This is a genomic window from Ramlibacter agri, assembly GCF_012927085.1.
In the GTDB taxonomy this organism is placed as follows: domain Bacteria; phylum Pseudomonadota; class Gammaproteobacteria; order Burkholderiales; family Burkholderiaceae_C; genus Ramlibacter; species Ramlibacter agri.
Genome location: NZ_JABBFX010000003.1, coordinates 68720 through 85424 on the forward strand (window position 1 = coordinate 68720; position 16705 = coordinate 85424).

17 protein-coding genes are annotated in these 16705 nt (G+C 70.0%); 10 read left to right on the forward strand and 7 right to left on the reverse strand.

The features are described from left to right. The first annotated feature begins 1 nt into the window (after position 1). From HHL11_RS24900 to HHL11_RS24910, 3 genes are read left to right on the forward strand one after another with little or no spacing between them, the layout of a single operon-like run. On the forward strand, positions 2-1063 hold the full coding sequence (locus HHL11_RS24900; protein ID WP_425355224.1) for an alpha-ketoacid dehydrogenase subunit beta: 1062 nt from the start codon (positions 2-4) through the stop codon (positions 1061-1063). Next, positions 1063-2334: a dihydrolipoamide acetyltransferase family protein gene (locus HHL11_RS24905; RefSeq protein ID WP_169421313.1), complete on the forward strand. Its 1272-nt coding sequence runs from the start codon at positions 1063-1065 to the stop codon at positions 2332-2334. The genes HHL11_RS24900 and HHL11_RS24905 overlap by 1 nt, the downstream gene beginning before the upstream one ends. Further along, positions 2331-3086: a PIG-L deacetylase family protein gene (locus HHL11_RS24910; RefSeq protein ID WP_342593272.1), complete on the forward strand. Its 756-nt coding sequence runs from the start codon at positions 2331-2333 to the stop codon at positions 3084-3086. The genes HHL11_RS24905 and HHL11_RS24910 overlap by 4 nt, the downstream gene beginning before the upstream one ends. Here the strand turns inward: HHL11_RS24910 and HHL11_RS24915 are convergent. Continuing rightward, positions 3047-3436, reverse strand: coding sequence for a surface-adhesin E family protein (locus tag HHL11_RS24915; protein ID WP_169421314.1), 390 nt, complete (start codon positions 3434-3436; stop codon positions 3047-3049). The two genes, HHL11_RS24910 and HHL11_RS24915, sit on opposite strands and share 40 nt — an antisense overlap. Positions 3437-3557: 121 nt before the next feature. Here HHL11_RS24915 and ydiK point away from each other — a divergent pair, with 121 nt between their 5' ends. After that, a complete protein-coding gene (gene ydiK, locus HHL11_RS24920) occupies positions 3558-4610 on the forward strand; it encodes an AI-2E family transporter YdiK (protein WP_169421315.1) in 1053 nt (350 codons plus the stop codon). Between the two features lie 146 nt (positions 4611-4756). On the opposite strand, the gene HHL11_RS24925 is transcribed toward ydiK, so the two are convergent. The 4 genes from HHL11_RS24925 to HHL11_RS24940 all read right to left on the reverse strand — a co-directional run bounded on the left by HHL11_RS24925 (position 4757) and on the right by HHL11_RS24940 (position 9077). Then, positions 4757-6274: a tripartite tricarboxylate transporter permease gene (locus HHL11_RS24925; protein ID WP_169421316.1), complete on the reverse strand. Its 1518-nt coding sequence runs from the start codon at positions 6272-6274 to the stop codon at positions 4757-4759. Between the two features lies 1 nt (position 6275). After that, complete coding sequence (locus tag HHL11_RS24930; protein ID WP_169421317.1) at positions 6276-6662, reverse strand: tripartite tricarboxylate transporter TctB family protein; 387 nt, start codon at positions 6660-6662, stop codon at positions 6276-6278. Positions 6663-6871: 209 nt separating this feature from the next. Next, on the reverse strand, positions 6872-8272 hold the full coding sequence (locus HHL11_RS24935; protein WP_169421318.1) for a sensor histidine kinase: 1401 nt from the start codon (positions 8270-8272) through the stop codon (positions 6872-6874). A gap of 115 nt (positions 8273-8387) precedes the next feature. Then, positions 8388-9077, reverse strand: a complete 690-nt coding sequence (locus HHL11_RS24940; protein ID WP_169421319.1) for a response regulator transcription factor — start codon at positions 9075-9077, stop codon at positions 8388-8390. A 36-nt stretch (positions 9078-9113) separates the two neighbouring features. Here HHL11_RS24940 and HHL11_RS24945 point away from each other — a divergent pair, with 36 nt between their 5' ends. Together HHL11_RS24945 and HHL11_RS24950 are read left to right on the forward strand one after the other, a co-directional pair. Next, positions 9114-9692, forward strand: a complete 579-nt coding sequence (locus tag HHL11_RS24945) for a flavin reductase family protein (RefSeq protein WP_169421320.1) — start codon at positions 9114-9116, stop codon at positions 9690-9692. A gap of 43 nt (positions 9693-9735) precedes the next feature. After that, positions 9736-10542: a transporter substrate-binding domain-containing protein gene (locus tag HHL11_RS24950; RefSeq protein WP_169421321.1), complete on the forward strand. Its 807-nt coding sequence runs from the start codon at positions 9736-9738 to the stop codon at positions 10540-10542. A gap of 10 nt (positions 10543-10552) precedes the next feature. Here the strand turns inward: HHL11_RS24950 and HHL11_RS24955 are convergent, their stop codons facing one another. Beyond that, positions 10553-11251 (reverse strand): siderophore-interacting protein, encoded by a 699-nt coding sequence (locus HHL11_RS24955; protein WP_342593273.1) that lies wholly within the window; start codon positions 11249-11251, stop codon positions 10553-10555. Between the two features lie 52 nt (positions 11252-11303). On the opposite strand from HHL11_RS24955, the gene HHL11_RS24960 reads away from it, so the two are divergent. Next, positions 11304-11774 (forward strand): MarR family winged helix-turn-helix transcriptional regulator, encoded by a 471-nt coding sequence (locus HHL11_RS24960; protein ID WP_169421323.1) that lies wholly within the window; start codon positions 11304-11306, stop codon positions 11772-11774. Between the two features lie 26 nt (positions 11775-11800). Here the strand turns inward: HHL11_RS24960 and HHL11_RS24965 are convergent, their stop codons facing one another. Further along, positions 11801-12724 (reverse strand): LysR family transcriptional regulator, encoded by a 924-nt coding sequence (locus tag HHL11_RS24965; RefSeq protein WP_169421324.1) that lies wholly within the window; start codon positions 12722-12724, stop codon positions 11801-11803. Positions 12725-12891: 167 nt separating this feature from the next. Between HHL11_RS24965 and HHL11_RS24970 the strand changes: the two genes are divergently transcribed. From HHL11_RS24970 to HHL11_RS24980, 3 genes are read left to right on the forward strand one after another with little or no spacing between them, the layout of a single operon-like run. Continuing rightward, the gene (locus HHL11_RS24970) at positions 12892-14184 is read left to right on the forward strand and encodes a gallate dioxygenase (RefSeq protein ID WP_169421325.1); all 1293 of its coding nucleotides are present in this window, start codon (positions 12892-12894) and stop codon (positions 14182-14184) included. Between the two features lie 32 nt (positions 14185-14216). Next, positions 14217-15305, forward strand: a complete 1089-nt coding sequence (locus tag HHL11_RS24975) for a porin (RefSeq protein WP_169421326.1) — start codon at positions 14217-14219, stop codon at positions 15303-15305. Between the two features lie 16 nt (positions 15306-15321). Then, the gene (locus HHL11_RS24980) at positions 15322-16683 is read left to right on the forward strand and encodes an MFS transporter (protein WP_169421327.1); all 1362 of its coding nucleotides are present in this window, start codon (positions 15322-15324) and stop codon (positions 16681-16683) included. Positions 16684-16705 lie beyond the last annotated feature (22 nt).

Below are 16705 nucleotides of genomic sequence, written 5' to 3' on the forward strand. Positions count from 1 at the left end.
CATGTTGGCGAAGACGCGGGAATCGGAGCAGGCGCAGGACGCGGGCACGAAGAAGCCCATGACCATGATCCAGGCGCTGCGCAGCGCGCTGGACGTGATGATGGAGCGCGACCCGCGCGTGGTGGTGTTCGGCGAGGATGTCGGCTACTTCGGCGGCGTCTTTCGCGTCACCGAAGGCCTGCAGGCCAGGTACGGCGCTTCGCGCTGCTTCGACGCGCCCATCAACGAAGGCGGCATCGTCGGCATTGCCGTGGGCATGGGCGCCTACGGCCTGCGGCCGGTGGCGGAAATCCAGTTCGCCGACTACTTTTATCCGGCGTCGGACCAGATCGTGTCCGAGGCCGCGCGCCTGCGCTATCGCTCGGCCGGCGACTTCACCTGCCCGCTGACCTTGCGCATGCCTTGCGGCGGCGGCATCTACGGCGGCCAGACGCACAGCCAGAGCCCGGAGGCGCTGTTCACGCACGTGTGCGGCATCCGCACCGTGATGCCCAGCAACCCCTACGACGCCAAGGGCCTGCTGATCGCGTCCATCGAGTGCGAGGACCCGGTGATCTTCCTGGAGCCCAAGCGCCTGTACAACGGTCCCTTCGACGGCCACCACGACCGGCCGGTCGTGTCCTGGTCGGGGCAGTCGCTGGCCGAGGTGCCCGAGGGCTACTACAGCGTGCCTCTGGAGACGGCGTCGGTGTTCCGGCCCGGCCAGCAGGTGACCGTGCTGGCGTACGGCACCATGGTCTGGGTGGCCGAGGCCGCGGCGCGCGAAAGCGGCGTGGATGCGGAGATCATCGACCTGCGCTCGCTGTGGCCCATGGACCTCGACCCGGTCGTGGAGTCGGTGAAGAAGACGGGCCGCTGCGTGGTCGTGCATGAAGCGACGCGCACCAGCGGCTTCGGCGCCGAGCTGTCCTCGCTGGTGCAGGAGAACTGCTTCTACCACCTGGAGGCGCCGATCGAGCGCGTGACCGGCTGGGACACGCCTTATCCGCATGCACAGGAGTGGAATTACTTTCCGACTCCGGAGCGCGTCGCCGCGGCTTACCGCCGCGTCCTGGAGGAGTGATGGGGCAGTACACGATCCGCATGCCCGACATCGGCGAAGGCATCGCCGAAGTCGAACTGGTGAAGTGGCGCGTGGCGCCCGGCGAGGCGGTGGCCGAGGACCAGGTACTGGCCGACGTGATGACCGACAAGGCGACGGTGGAAATTCCTTCGCCGGTGGCCGGCACGGTGAAGTCGCTGGGCGGCGAGCCGGGGCAGCGCATGGCCGTGGGCGCCGAGTTGATCCGGCTGGAAGTGGAGGGCGCCGGCAACGCCGCGCGGGCGCCCGTGGCCGCACCGGCACTTGCGGCCACCGCTGCCGTCGTTACGGCGCCCGCGCCGCCGCCTCCACTCGCATCCCCTGCGCCGACGCGTACGCCAGACGAGCGCGCGATCGCTTCGCCCGCCGTGCGCCGCCGCGCCTGGGAGCTGAACATCGACCTGCAATACGTGCATGGCAGCGGGCCGGCCGGCCGCATCACGCAGGCCGACCTCGATGTCTATCTCGCTTCGCGCGGCGGCCAGCCAGCTACCACCACGTCGGCTCCGCCTGCAGGCCGGGTTCGCGAAGCGACCCCAGCTCCCCCCGCGAACGAAGGCGAACAACAGGTCCCCATCATCGGCCTGCGCCGCCGCATCGCCCAGAAGATGCAGGAAGCCAAGCGCCGCATCCCCCACTTCACCTACGTCGAGGAAATCGACGTCACCGAAGCCGAGGCGCTGCGCCAGCAGCTCAATGCCAGGTACGGCGAAGAGCGCGGCAAGCTCACCCTGCTGCCCTTCATCGCCCGTGCCATCCTCGATTCGCTGGCCGACTTCCCGCAGATGAACGCGCGCTTCGACGACGAGGCCGGCATCGTCACGCGCCACGCCCCGGTGCACCTGGGCATCGCCACGCAGACCGACTCCGGCCTGCTGGTGCCGGTGCTGCGCCATGCCGAGACGCAGGACCTGTGGGGGCTGGCGCGCGAGATCGCGCGGCTGGCGGAGACGGCGCGCAGCGGCCGCATCACGCGCGAGGAGCTCTCGGGCTCCACGATCACGCTCACCAGCCTGGGCGCGCTGGGCGGCATCGTCTCCACGCCCGTCATCAACCATCCGGAGGTCGCCATCGTCGGCGTCAACCGGATGGTGGAGCGGCCGGTCTTCCGTCATGGGACCGTCGTCGGGCGGCAGCTGATGAACCTGTCCTCGTCCTTCGACCACCGCGTGGTGGATGGCATGGATGCGGCCCGCTTCATCCAGGCCGTGCGGGCCCTGCTGGAGCAGCCGGCGCTGCTGTTCGTGCGGTGAGCGCGGACCTGTTCGAAATCGGCGCGGGGCCGCGCTCGCTGCGCGAGCTGCATCTCCCGCGGCCGCTGCAGGTCGCCGTCATCGCGCCGCATCCCGACGACTTCGACGCGATCGGCGCCACCCTGCGCCACCTGCACATGCAAGGCCATGCCATCGAGGTTGCTGTCATGACCAACGGGGCCAACGGCGTCGATGGCGAGGCCAGCACCGAGGAGAAGACCGCGCTGCGCGAAGAGGAGCAGCGCGCCAGCTGCGCCTTCTTCGGCCTGCCGCCCGGGCGGCTGCACTTCCTGCGCCTCTGGGAGCAAGCGGACGAAGACGAGCTCGCCGGACTGCGCGCCTGGATGGCGGGCCGCCGCCCCGATCTCCTGTTCTTGCCGCACGGCAACGACAGCAATCGCACGCACCGACGCACCTTCGAGGCCGTGCGCGCGGTGGCGGCGGAGCAGGGCCTGAACGCCTGGGCTTGCCTCAATCAGGACGCGAAGACGGCGGACATGCGGGTAGACCTGTTCTGCGGCTTCGACCAGGAGGAGGCGGACTGGAAGGCATGCCTGCTGCGCTGCCACCGCTCGCAGCAGGAGCGCAACCTGCGCACACGCGGCACGGGCTTCGACGAGCGCGTGCTGCAGGTGAACCGCGGTGCGGCGCAGGCCCTGGGCAGCGCGCTGCCTTATGCGGAGGTGTTCGAGCTGCTGCGCCTGGGGCCGGCTCAGGAGCCGGCCCGCGCTGCCTCGCACACCGCGTCGTAAGTCCAGGCCAGGTCCTCGCCCGTGACCTTGCGGGACGGGCCCGGCACGCTGGACATGAACACCGCGCGCCCTTGCGCGTCATGTCCTTGCGCTTCGAGCATGCGCACGGCGCGTGCGCCGCAATCGAATTCCAGGCGCAAGGTGCTGCGATGCACGGCCGGCGCGTCCTGCGCCAGCAGCGGGGCCCGGCCCCACCAGCGCACCCACAGCACCACGCGCTGGCCCTGCTGCTCTAGCGAACCGAGGTCCACGTTCACTTCCGGTGCGCCCGGGACCGGGAACCACGCGGCAGCGCTGGCGCCGCTGCACGCGGCCACGCAGGCGATGGCGAGAAGGAGGCGCTTGGCCATGGCAGGCCCATGCTAAGCCAAGACCCGCGCGCCGTGCTCCCGCGCCGCAGCATGCCGGCGCCGGCTGGTGAGACCAAGGTCCCAGGCGGCGCGGGGCCCCGCCATCGGTAAACTGCGCAGCGTGACTGAACAGCGAAACGACCTCACGCGCCTCGTCCTCTCCGTGCTGTTCATCGGCGCGCTGATGGGGGCCTGCTTCTGGATCCTGCGGCCTTTCCTGGGCGCGCTCATCTGGGCCATCATGATCGTCGTCGCCACCTGGCCGATGCTGCTGGCGCTGGACCGCATCCTGAAGGGCCGGCGCTGGGCCTCCGTGACGATCATGTCCGTGATCCTGCTGCTCGTGCTGGTGGTGCCGATGACGGCCACGGTGGGCACGCTGGTGGTCCACGCCGACGACATTGCCGAGTGGGCCCGCCAGCTGAAGGATTTCCACCTGCCTCAGCCGCCCGGCTGGGTCGAGTCGCTGCCGCTGGTCGGCGACACCGCCGCGCGGCTGTGGCGCGACCTGGCCACCGGCGGCATGCAGGCCATGGTGGCCATGGTGTCGCCCTACGCCGGGACGCTCACGCGCTGGCTGGTGGCGCGCGCCGGCGGGCTGGGCGCGCTGGTGCTGCAGTTCTTCATGACGGTGCTGGCGGCGGCCTTCCTCTATTGGCGCGGCGAGGACGCCGGGCGATGGGTGCTGCGCTTCGGTGCCCGCCTGGGTGGCGCTTCGGGCGAGAACGCGATCCGGCTGTCCGGGCAGGCGATCCGCGGCGTGGCGCTGGGCGTGGTGGTGACGGCGCTGGTGCAAAGCGTGATCGGCGGGGTCGGCCTGGCGATTGCCGGCGTTCCTTTCGCTTCGGTGCTGACGGCGGTCATGTTCCTGGCCGCGGTGGCGCAGATCGGCGCCGGCATCGTGCTCGTGCCGCCGGTGATCTGGCTGTATTGGTCCGGCTCCCCGGGCTGGGGCACCTTCCTGCTGGTGGTGACCATCGTCGTCACCACGCTGGACAACGTGCTGCGGCCGATGCTGATCAAGATGGGCGCGGACCTGCCGCTGGTCCTCATCTTCATCGGCGTGATCGGCGGCCTGATCGCCTTCGGCCTCATCGGCATCTTCGTCGGCCCGGTGGTGCTGGCGGTCACGCACACGCTGCTGCAGGCGTGGATGGACAAGGACAGGATCTGACGATCGGGCGAAGGCCGGCAACGGCGCGCGGACCGGCTAAGGCTCGCCTCGCAGGTCTTCGTCGGGGATAGGTTCCAAGCTTCCGGCGGCCAACAAAAAAGCCCCTTGCTCGCGCAAGGGGCTTCGTTGCTTGAGGGCGCAGCGCCTTAGGCGGGCTGCTCAGTCAGTTCGGCCGCGGCCTTCTTCTTCTTGCCTTGCGCCAGGAAGAACGACGTCACCTGCCAGATGATGAAGATCAGGATCAGGCCCAGCAGGGTGCCGCTGATCGGGCGGGTCACGAAGATCGAGAAGGAACCGCGCGACAGCAGCAGCGAGCGGCGGAAGTTCTCTTCCAGCATCGGGCCCAGGATGAAGCCCAGCATCAGCGGGGCCGGATCCAGTTCCAGGCGCATCATGATGTAGCCCATCAGGCCGAACGCCGCCGTGATGAAGATGTCATCGACGTTGTTGTTGACCGAGTAGGTGCCGATGCAGCAGAAGAACAGGATGCAGGGGAACAGGACGTTGTACGGAACCTTGAACACCGACAGCCAGTAGCGCACCAGCGGCACGTTCAGCACCAGCAGGAAGCAGTTGCCGATCCACATCGACGCCACCAGGCCCCAGAACAGTTCGGGGTGGCCGGCGATCATGTTCGGGCCGGGCTGGATGCCCTTGATGATGAACGCGGCCATCATCAGCGCCATCACGGCGTTTTCCGGGATGCCGATGGACATCAGCGGAATGAACGACGTACGGGCAGCGGCTTCGTCGGCGGCAGCCTGGCCGGCCACGCCTTCGATGCAGCCGGAGCCGATCTCGTGCTTGTACTTGCTGACCTTCTTGTCGATCGCGTAGGCCGCGAACTGGGCGATGGTCGGGCCGCCGCCGGGCAGGATGCCCAGGAAGGAACCCACCAGGGAGCCGCGCAGGGCGCTCGGCCAGATCCGCTTGAACTCGGCCCAGGTCGGCATCAGCTTGATGGCGCCGTTGAAGGGCGAACGCTCTTCGCGGGCATCCAGGTTCTTGGTGATTTCGGCGATACCGAAGCAGCCCAGGGCGATGGAGACCACGCCGATGCCGTCCGCCAGGAAGGGCAGGTCCATCGTGAAGCGCTGCATGCCGGAGTTCACGTCGGTGCCGATCTGGCCGAGCAGCACGCCGATCAGGCACATGGCCAGGCCGTTCAGCAGCGAGCCGGTGGTCACGAAGGACACGCAGACGAAGCCCACCAGCATCAGCGCGCAGTAATCCGCGGGGCCGAACAGGAAGGCGACTTCGCCGAGCATGGGCGCGAACCAGGCCAGCACGATGATGGCCACGGTGCCGCCGATGAAGCTGGACAGGCCGGCCGTGAACAGAGCCAGGCCGGTCTTGCCCTTGAGCGTCATCGCGTAGCCGTCGATACAGGCCACGATCGAGCTCGCGTGCGGGATCTTCATCGTGATCGCCGACACAGAGTCGCCGTACTGGGCGCCGTAGTAGATACCGGCCAGCATGATCAGCGCGCCGGTGGTGTCGATCGAGTACGTCAGCGGCAGCAGGATCGAGATCGTCGCCAGCGGGCCCAGGCCGGGCAGCAGGCCCACCAGGGTGCCGACCACGCACCCGATGGCGCAGTACATCAGGTTGTGGATCGTGAGGGCGTGGCTGAAGCCGAACGCCAGGTTATGCAGGACTTCCATGTCAGTACAGGGGCAGGTTCATGCCGAGGAGCTTGGCGAACACGAAAGCCATGGCGCAAAGACCGATGCAGATCTTCACGTTGCGCTTCCAGGAGTAGCTGGTGCCGGCCAGCGTGGCGATGAACACCATCACGATGATCGCCAGCAGCATGTTGATCAGCAGGGTCACCACGGCGAAGGCGCAGAGGGCGCCCAGGATGATGCAGATGTTCTTCCAGTGCACGCCCAGCGGCACCTTCTCGACGAACCGCGAGCGGATCACGATCGCGATGCCGATCAGCAGCAGCATGCTGCTGATCACGGCCGGGAACAGGCCCGGACCCGCGCGGCTCAGGTCGCCGATCGGGTATTTCAACGCAGTCAGCCCGAAGGTCAGGGAGAGGGCCATGAGGAACAAGCCTCTGGCCAGGTTGCGGTCGTTCATTGGGGGAACCGTGAGATGAAGTGCGGGCGATGTTCGTGCCCGTCGCCTGACCGGAAACTGACCTGAAGGGTGGTGGATATTACGTAGCGTCACAAACGCCCGTGGCTCCGGGACCGCTTTCCCCAATGAAAACACCGCTCTTTCGAGCTCCTAGGGTCTTCCCTAGGGGGCGGTCAGGAAGCCGGCGAAGCGACAGCGCGGAAGGTGATTTCGCAGACCCAGCCGCGGCCGTCTTCGCCGCTGCGCAGCGCCATGCGGGCGTTCATGAGGCGCGCGTACTGCGCCACCAGCGCCAGCCCGAGCCCCGCGCCCTGGCCCAGCAGCTGGCCCGCTTCGCCCTGGGTGCCGCGGTCCGCCAGCTCCACCTGCTGCTCGTGCGGGGCGCCCGGCCCGTTGTCCTGGACCGAGAGCCGCACTTCGTCGCCGGCCTGCTCCACGGCCACCGTCACCGCCGGCTCGGCCACCGAGGCCGACACGCCATAGCGCAGCGCGTTGTCGATCAGGTTGGTCAGGATGCCGTCCAGCAAGGTCGGCTCGGCGGCCACCCAGACCGGCTGGTCGATGCCGCGCGCGCCGAGGTCGACGCCGGCCTCGTCGGCCCGCCGGATGAAGCGCAGCACGCAGTCGCGCACCGCGGCGTCCAGGGCCAGGGGCTGCAGGCGCAGGCCGCTTTCCGCCTCGGCGGCCACCGCCATGGCCAGCAGACGGTCCACCAGCGAGGTGGCCCGCACCTCGCTGCCGGCGATGGCCACCAGCTGCTGGCGCCAGACTTCCGGCTCGGCGTGCCCCAGGCCATATTCGGCCAGGGCGCGGATGCCGGCCAGCGGCGTGCGCAACTCATGGGCCACGTTGCCGGCGAATTCCTTCTGCGCCCGGATGCTGCGGTCCAGCCGCTGGAGCAGGGCGTTGATGGCCAGCCCCAGGGCCTGCAGGTCGCGGGTGGAAGCTTCGGTGGGCACGGGCGACAGGTCTTCCGAGCTGCGGTTGCCCAGCGCCTTCTGCAGCGTCGACAGCGGCTGCACGTCGCGCCGGATCGAGCGCCGCAGCCAGGCCCACAGCAGCGCCAGCAGGGCGATCTGCGGCAGCAGCGAATAGAACATCAGCTCGCGCAGCACGGCGTTGCGCTCGTTGGTGGTCTGGGCCACCACCACGTCGAAGCGGGCCGGCAGCCCGTTGTGCAAGGTGACCGAGCGCAGGATCTTGCCGGCGAAGGCGATGTCGGCGAACTCGTAGGCCGGGCCGGAATGGGCGTTCGGCGCCAGCCCCGGGTCGCCGGCCAGCACCTGGCCGTCCGGGCCGCGCACGCTGAAGTACATGGTCTCGTCCTGGTCGTACAGGATGGTGTTGACCTCCTTCGGCGTCAGGTCGAGCGTCAGCTGCCCGTGCTCGGGGCGCACGTGGGCCGACAGCAGGTAGGCGTCGTCCAGCAGCGAGCGGTCGAAGGCGTGCTGGGCGAAATACTGCGCCACGGCGAACGAAACCACGGTACCCGCCACCCACATCAGCCCCAGCGGCAGCAGCACCGTGCGCAGCAGCCGCTGCACCAGGCTCGGTGGGCGCGGCGCCTCGGTCATGGGCTGGCCGCCTGCGATTGCCGCATTTGTAGGGTGCGCAGCTTGCTGCGCACCGCGCGAGGCGCTTCGCATGTTGCGCAGCAAGCTGCGCACCCTACGGGCCTGGGCGAGTCGCTCAAGCCTCGGGTTCCACCAGGTAACCCAGGCCGCGCAGCGTGCGGATCTGGGCGCCCGAGCCGGCGAGTTTCTTGCGCAGGCGCGAGATGAAGGCTTCCAGCGCGTTGTCGGGCAGCAGGTCGTCCAGCTCGGACAGCTTGGCGGACAGCTCGCGCTTGCTGCAGACGCGCCCGGGCGGCGTCATCAGCTCCCACAACACCTCGAATTCGCGCGCCGGCATTTCCAGCAACTGGCCGTGCAGCTGGAAGCGGCGGGCCACCCGGTCCAGCATGAGCTGGCCCACCGACACCTGGTCGTTGCTGCCGGCGTGGCGGCGTTCCAGCGCGCGCAGCCGGGCTTCCATCTCGCCCAGGTCGAAGGGCTTGCCCAGGTAGTCGTCGGCGCCGGCGTTCAGGCCGGCGATGCGCTCGTCCGTGCGGTTGCGCGCCGTGAGCACCAGCACCGGCGTCCGGTCGCCGCGGGCGCGGGCCGCGCGCAGCAGGCCCAGGCCGCTGCCCAGGCCGGAATGGCTGCGGGCGGACAGCGGCAGGTTCAGGTCCAGCACCACCGCGTCGAAGGCTTGCACCCGCCACAAGTGGTCTGCCTCCTCGATGGAGGCAGCCTCGTCCACGCGGTGCCCGGCTTCGCGCAGGCGCCGCAACATGACGCCGCGCAGGACGGCATCGTCTTCGACCAGCAGGATTCGCATGGGCGCGATGGTAGCGCGCTGCACAATGCCTGGATCATGCCCAGCAGCTTCCAGTCAGTCTCGCTCGCGCATGCGAGCCGTCTCGTCAACCACGGCCCCACCGTCCTGGTCACCAGCGCCGCCGGCGGACGCCGCAACATCATGGCCGCGGCCTGGTCGATGCCGGTGGAGTTCACGCCGCCCCGCATCGCCGTCGTCATCGACAAGAGCACCTACACGCGCGAGCTGGTCGCGGCCAGCGGCGGCTTCGCCCTGTGCCTGCCCGGCACGGCGCTGGTGGACCTGACTTACGCGGTGGGCAGCCGCAGCGGGCGCGACACCGACAAGTTCACGGCTTTCGGGATCGCCGCCCGGCCCGGGCCAGTGCTGGGCCTGCCGGTGCTGGAGGAGGGCTGCGCCGCCTGGCTGGAATGCCGGCTGATCCCGGAGCCGCACACCGAGCAGGCCTACGACACCTGTTTCGGCGAAGTGGTGGCGGCCGCGGCCGACCCGCGCATCTTCGCCAACGGCCACTGGGAGTTCCGCCCGGACAACGCGGACCTGCAGACGATCCACCATCTCGGTGGCGGCAACTTCGTGCGGGCTGGCGGCACCATCCCTGCGAAATCCCTCTGACGGGTTCTGGTATGTTCCGGCGTTTTGCGCCCGGAGGCTGACCATGAACCGTCCCGATTCGACTTGGCTGGCACGCCGCGCCCTGCTGGCCGCGGCATTGGCCGGCGCCTTGCTGGCCGGTTGCGCCTCGGCGCCGACCGCGCCACCACCCGCGGCGCTGCTGGCGCCCACCGGCGCGCTGCGCATCGCCGTCTACCCGGGCAGCCCCACTTCGCTGGTGCGGCAGGCGCCGGAGGCGGACATGCGCGGCGTCAGCGTGGACCTGGGCCGCGCGCTGGCGCAGCAGTTGGGCGTGCCGGCGCGCATCGTCGTCTACCCGCGTGTCGCCGAAGTGGTCGCGGCCCTGCAACGCGGCGAAGCGGACTTCACCGTCACCAATTCGACGGCCGAACGCGCCAGGCTGGTGGACTTCGCCGACCCGCTGGTGCAGCTGGAACTGGGCGTGCTGGTGCCGCCCGGTTCGCCGGTGCAGGCGGTCGATGCGATCGACCGCGCGGGCCTTGTCATCGGCGTCAGCCAGGGCAGCTCCTCCGAGCGCACGCTGGGCGGCCGCCTGCAGCAGGCGAAGCTGCGGACGTTCCCGTCGCTGGCCGCCGCGGCCGACGCCTTGAAGAAGGGCGAGATCGCCGCCTTCGCCACCAACAAGGGCATCCTGTTCGAACTGGCCGACCAGGTGCCGCAAAGCCGCGTGCTGCCCGGAAGCTGGGGTGCCGAACATCTGGCGCCCGCCATCCCCAAGGGCCGCGAGGCGGCCCTGCCTTTCCTGAACCAGTTTGCCGAGCAGGTGCGGCGCGACGGCAGCGTGCAGCGCGCGGCGGACCGCGCCGGGCTGCGCGGCCTGGCGCCCTGAGGCTACAGATCTAGTCTTCCAGGTTCTCGTGGTGCGCTGCAGCCCCGCGCTTCCAGTACGCCGCCACGCGCATGGCTTCCTTGGGGTGCTGCTTGTCCTGCAGCAGCACCCCGCGCACTTCCTTCATCACCGAGGCCTCGCCGGCCGCCCAGGCGTAGCCCTCGCCGGCCGGCAGCGCCTGCGCGCGGAGCGCGGCAACGAATTCCTGTTCGCTGCGCACCCAGCGCAGGTCGACCTGCGCGGCGCTGGCCAGCTCGCGCCGGTCCTCGGGTTCGGCCTGCACGATGACGATCGCGCGCGTGCCCGCCGGCAGCTCCTCGAGCCGCCGCGTGATGGCGGGCAGGGCGCTGGCGTCGCCGGCCAGCAGGTGCCAGTCGTAGTCGGTGGGGATGATCATCGAACCACGCGGCCCGCCGATCACGGCGCTGTCGCCCGGCTTCGCCGCGCGCGCCCAGCTGGCGGCCGGGCCGTGGCCGTGCAGCGCGAACTCGATGGTGAGCGTGCGCGCCGCGTTGTCCCAGCGGCGCGGGGTGTAGTCACGCCGCACGTCGTCGCCGACCATGAACTTGACGTGGTCGTCGAAGGAGGCCGACAGGAAATCGGCGAGGTCCTCGCCGGCGAAGGTGATGGCCCGGAAGCCGGCGCCGGCCGGCGCCACCGCGGCGACCTCGACGTTGCGCCGCTTGAGCTCGTGACGGACGCGTTGCACGCGCCTCTGCGTTGTCTGCATGGATATGTGTTGTTGGTTGATAATGTCATCCATGATCCGCAAATCGGTTGACCTTGTCAACAAAGGGGTGAACGCGCCGGACGAGGTGCTCGATGCCATCCATGGCGTGATGCACGCCTGGCGCTCGCGGCAGTACCAGGTGCTGCGCGAAGCCGAGCAGCCCGTGACGCACGTGGAAGGCAAGGCGCTGGGGTTCTTCGCGCGCCACCCGGGCGCGACGCAGAGCGAGCTGGTCGCGCACACCGGCCGCGACAAGGGCCAGCTGGCGCGCCTGATCGCCGGCCTGCGCGAGCGCGGCCTGCTGGAAGCGCGCGCCGACGAGGCAGACCGGCGCAGCCAGCACCTGCACCTCACCGCGGAAGGCGAAGCCGCGCACCAGGCGCTGCGCCGGCAGGCGAAGAAGCTGGCGACCGTCGCCGTGAAGGGCCTGGACGAGGGCGAGCGGCAGCAACTGCTGGCGCTGCTGGAACGCGTGCGCGCCAACCTCGACCAGGCGGACTGAGCGTCAGCCTTCGCCCGGGCGCCGTTTCAGGCCGCGGCCGCGCCCATGTCGCCCAGCGCGTGGTGGGCCGCGCGCTGCAGGTGCGCCATGAAATGCCGGATCACGGGCTTCAGCAGCGTGTCCTTGCGGGCCATCACGCCCACGGTCAGCTTCAGGTGGCCTTCCTGGATCGGCACGATGCTCATGCCGTGCGCGCCCAGCGGATGGCCTGCGATCGCCAGCGGCATCAGGCCGACGTAGTCGCCGCCCGTGATCATCGACCAGAGCGCCAGCGTGGAGTTGCCCACCGCCAGCGCCGGCGGCGGCTCCAGGCCATGGTGGCGGAACAGGTCCTGCACGTAGCCGGCGCCGCCGGACTGGCTGGTGTAGACCCACTTGGCCCGGGCGGCGGCCAGCTCCTTCAGCGAGGAGGCGCGCGCCAGCTTGCTGCCCTGGCGCGCCACCACGGCCATCTGCAGCGGCAGCAGCGCCTCCGTCACGAATTCGCCCGCCGCCAGGCCGGTGGGCAAGGGCCCGACCAGCAGGTCCACCGCGCCATCGCGCAGCTTCGCGAGCTGCGCCACGTACAGCTCCTCGGTGACGCGCAGGCGGATCTCCGGGAACTCGCTGCAGAAGGTGCGCAACGTCTCCGGAATCAGCAGGATCAGCGCCTGCGGCACGGCGCCCACCTTGATCTCGCCGACCATGTGGCCACCGAGCTGCTCGATCTGTTCCGCCGCGCCGGCGAGCTCGCGATCGACGCGCAGCGCCGCTTCGTACAGCGCGCGGCCTTGCGTCGAGGCGACGACGCCGGCGCGTGAGCGCAGGAGCAGCGGCGCGCCGATCTCGCGTTCGAGTTCGCGCACCGCCTTGGTCAGGGCCGGCTGCGAGATGTCGAGGCGGCGGGCGGCGGCGCGCAGGCTGCCTTCCTGGACCGCGGCGACCAGCGCCTGCAGTGACGACAGTTTCATCGGCCCATCATAAACAGCGCGGACGAGTGAAGAGGCGCGTGATAACCGCGCGTTATCACGCCCCGGAGCGCGGCATCTCCCCAGGGCCACGGGCCATCCCGAGAATGCGCCGCACGAGCGAGCCGCCACCTGCGTGAGCGCGCCGGCAATCCCCCAACTTCCTTCCCATGGCCACACTCATCGGCGGCATCGCCGCATCGCACACGCCCACCATCGGCTTCGCCTTCGACCGCGACAAGCGCAGCGATCCCGTGTGGGCCCCGATCTTCGAAGGCTTCGAGCCGTTGCGCGCATGGCTGCAGAAGGAGCGGCCCGACGTGCTGCTGTTCGTCTACAACGACCACGTCACCTCCTTCTTCTTCGACCACTACTCCGCCTTCGCGCTGGGCGTGGGCGAGCGTTGGGCGGTGGCCGACGAAGGCGGCGGCGCGCGCGACCTGCCGCCGGTGGCTGGCCACCCGGAATTCGCGGCGCACATCGGCCGCGCGCTGATGGCCGACGAGTTCGACATGTCCTTCTTCCAGGAGAAGGCGCTGGACCACGGCTGCTTCTCGCCCTTGTCGATGCTGGTGCCGCACGAGGGCGGCTGGCCCGTGAAGCTGGTGCCGCTGCAGGTGGGCGTGCTGCAGTTCCCGCTGCCGACAGCGCGCCGCTGCTTCCGCCTGGGCCAGGCGATCCGCCGCGCCATCGAGAGCTATCCGCAGGACCTGCGCGTGGCTGTGGTCGCCACCGGCGGCCTGTCGCACCAGGTGCACGGCGAGCGCGCGGGCTTCAACAACACGGCCTGGGACGAGCGCTTCCTCGACCTGTTCGAGCGCGACCCCGAGCGCCTGGCGAGCATGACGCACGCCGAATACGCGGAGCTGGGCGGCGTCGAAGGCGCCGAGGTGATCATGTGGCTGGTGCTGCGCGGCGCGCTGTCCGCGCAGGTGCGCTGCCTGCATCGCAGCTACTACCTGCCGTCGATGACGGGCATCGCCACCGCGATCTACGAGGACCTGGCGAGCGCGCCTTCGGCCGCGGAGCTGGCGCGCCGCCGCGCGCACGAAAGCCTGCAGACCGCCGGCGTGGAGAAGCTGGAAGGCAGCTACCCCTTCACCCTGGAGCGCAGCGTGCGCGGCTACCGGCTGAACCGCTTCCTGCACGACCTGGTGCAGCCCGATCACCGCGCCGCCTTCCTGGCCGACGAAGAAGCCGCCTGCGAACGCGCCGCGCTCACGAGCGAAGAGCGCGACCTGGTGCGCCGGCGCGACTGGCGCGGCCTGATCCAGTACGGCGCGATCTTCTTCGTGCTGGAGAAGCTGGGCGCCGTCACCGGCGTGTCCAACCTGCACATCTACGCCGCCATGCGCGGCGAAACCCTGGAGGAGTTCCAGCGCACCCGCAATGCACCGGGGGCGCTTTATTCGGTGGCCGGCAAGGAGGCCGGCGTCCTGGGCTGGGAACGGCCCGCAACCTAGCAATCGGCGATCACAACGAGGAGACAAGAGCAATGAGAAGAATCCGAATCGCGCTGGCCGTCCTGGCCCTGGCCGCTGGCTGCGCGCACGCGCAGACCAGCGTCACCCTCTACGGCACCGTGGACCTGCCGGTGGAGCACCTCACCAACGCCGGCGGCGGCAGCCTCACGCGCATGCCCGGCCTGACCGGCAGCGTGCCTTCGCGCCTGGGCTTCCGCGGCGTCGAGGATCTGGGTGGCGGCCTGCGGGCGCTGTTCACGCTGGAGGAAGGCATCTCGGTCGACAGCGGCACCCTCAACCAGGGCGGCCGCGCCTTCGGCCGCCAGAGCTGGGTGGGCCTGGCGAACGAGTGGGGCCAGCTGTCGCTGGGCCGCCAGTACTCCATGCTGTTCTGGTCGCAGACCGATGCCGACCTGCTGGGCCCCAACATGTTCGGCTCCGGTTCGCTCGACAACTACCTGCCCAATGCGCGCGTGGACAACGCCATCGCCTACCGCGGCACCTTCGGCGGCCTGAGCCTGGGCGCCACCTGGAGCCCGGGCCGCGATGCGGTGAACGCCGGGCCCAGCCCCGCAGGCACCAACTGCGCCGGCGAAAGCAACACCGACCACCAGGCCTGCCGCCAATGGTCGCTGCTGGCCAAGTACGACAGCAAGGACTGGGGCGTCGCCGCCGCCGTCGACAACATGCGCGGTGGCGCGGGCGCCTTTGCCGGCCTCACCAGCAGCAGCCTCACCGACCAGCGCACCACCCTCGACGGCTGGGTCCGCTTCAGCGCGCTGAAGCTCGGGGCGGGCCTGATCCAGCGCAAGAACGAAGGCAGCGCCACCACGCCGCACAGCGACCTCTGGTACGCGGGCGCGTCCTACCCCATCGGCCCCGTGCTGCTGGAAGGCGAGTTCTTCAAGCTCGATTTCAAGGACAGCGCCAACGGCGCGAAGCTGTGGGCGCTGCGCAGCACCTACTTCCTGTCCAAGCGCACGGCGCTCTATGCCACCGCGGGCCACATCGCCAACAGCGGCACGCTGGCGCTGTCGGTCAGCAACGCCGCGGCTGGCGGCGCACCCAACCCGGGCGGCTCGCAGACCGGCATCGGCGCCGGCATCCGCCACAGTTTCTAAGGTTCAAGGAGAGAGCATGCCGCAGGGCAACACCATCGACGTCCGCGCGTTCATCGACGAGCGTCCCATCTCGCGCTACCAGTGGCTGCTGGTCGCGCTGTGCTTCCTGATCGTCATGGCCGATGGCATGGACGTGGCGATCATGGGCTTCGTCGCCCCGCCTATCCTGCAGGAGTGGGGCATTTCCAAGGCGGCCTTCGGGCTGGTGATGAGCGCCGCGCCGGTGGGGCTCGTCATCGGCGCGCTGGTCGCCGGCCCCAGCTCCGACCGCTGGGGCCGCAAGGGCGTGCTGCTCGCTTCGGTGCTGCTGTTCGGCGTGTTCACCATCCTCACCGCGCACGCGTCTTCGCCGACGGAGATGGCGGTGCTGCGCCTGCTGACCGGCATCGGCCTCGGTGCCGCGATGCCGAACAGCACGACGCTGCTGTCGGAATACGCGCCGGCCCGCAAGCGCGCGCTGCTGATCACGGTGATGTTCACCGGCTTCAACCTCGGCTCGGCCCTGATCGGCTTCGTCGCCGCCTGGCTGATCCCGGTGCAGGGCTGGCGCTCGGTGCTGGTGTTCGGTGGCGTGCTGCCGCTGGTGATCCTGCCGCTGCTGGCCTGGCTGCTGCCCGAATCGGCGCGCCTGCTCGCCGCGCAGGGCAAACCGGCCGCGCGCATCGCCTCGGTGCTGGGACGCGTGGCGGGCCAGCGCTTCACGGGCGAAGAGCGTTTCGTCTCCAGCGAACCGCCGCTGCCCACGCGCAAGCCCATCGGCATCCTGTTCGCCAACGGCTTCGCGCTGCTCACCGCTTCGCTGTGGATCACGTACTTCATGGGCCTGCTGGTCATCTACCTGCTGACCGGCTGGCTGCCCACGCTGATGAAGGAAGCCGGCCTGTCGATCGCGACGGCAGCCAACGTCACGGCGCTGTTCCAGCTGGGCGGCACCATCGGCGCCGTCCTCGTCGGCTGGGCCATGGACAAGGTGAAGCGCCCGGTGTGGGTCATCGCCGCCGCCTATCTCGCCGGTGGCCTCTGCGCCGCCGTTCTGGGCGGGGCGGGCGCGCTGTCGCCCGCGCTCGCGGTGATCGTCTTCTCGACCGGCTTCTGCATGAGCGGCGCGCAGACGGGCCTCAACGCTTTCGCGCCGGCCTGCTATCCGACGATTGCGCGGGCCACCGGTGTCAGCTGGATGCTGGGCATGGGACGCTTCGGCAGCATCTTCGGCTCGGCCATCGGCGGCGCGCTGATCGGCATGGGCCTGGGCTTCGGCCAGGTCCTCGCGATGCTGGCGATCCCGGCCGCGCTGGCGGCGTTCGCGATCCTGCTGAGCCAACGGGCCGCTGCGGCATCAGGGGAACCCTTGCACGCGCCGCAGGTTCGTATAACCTGAGGCCAGCGAAACCTGGCGTACG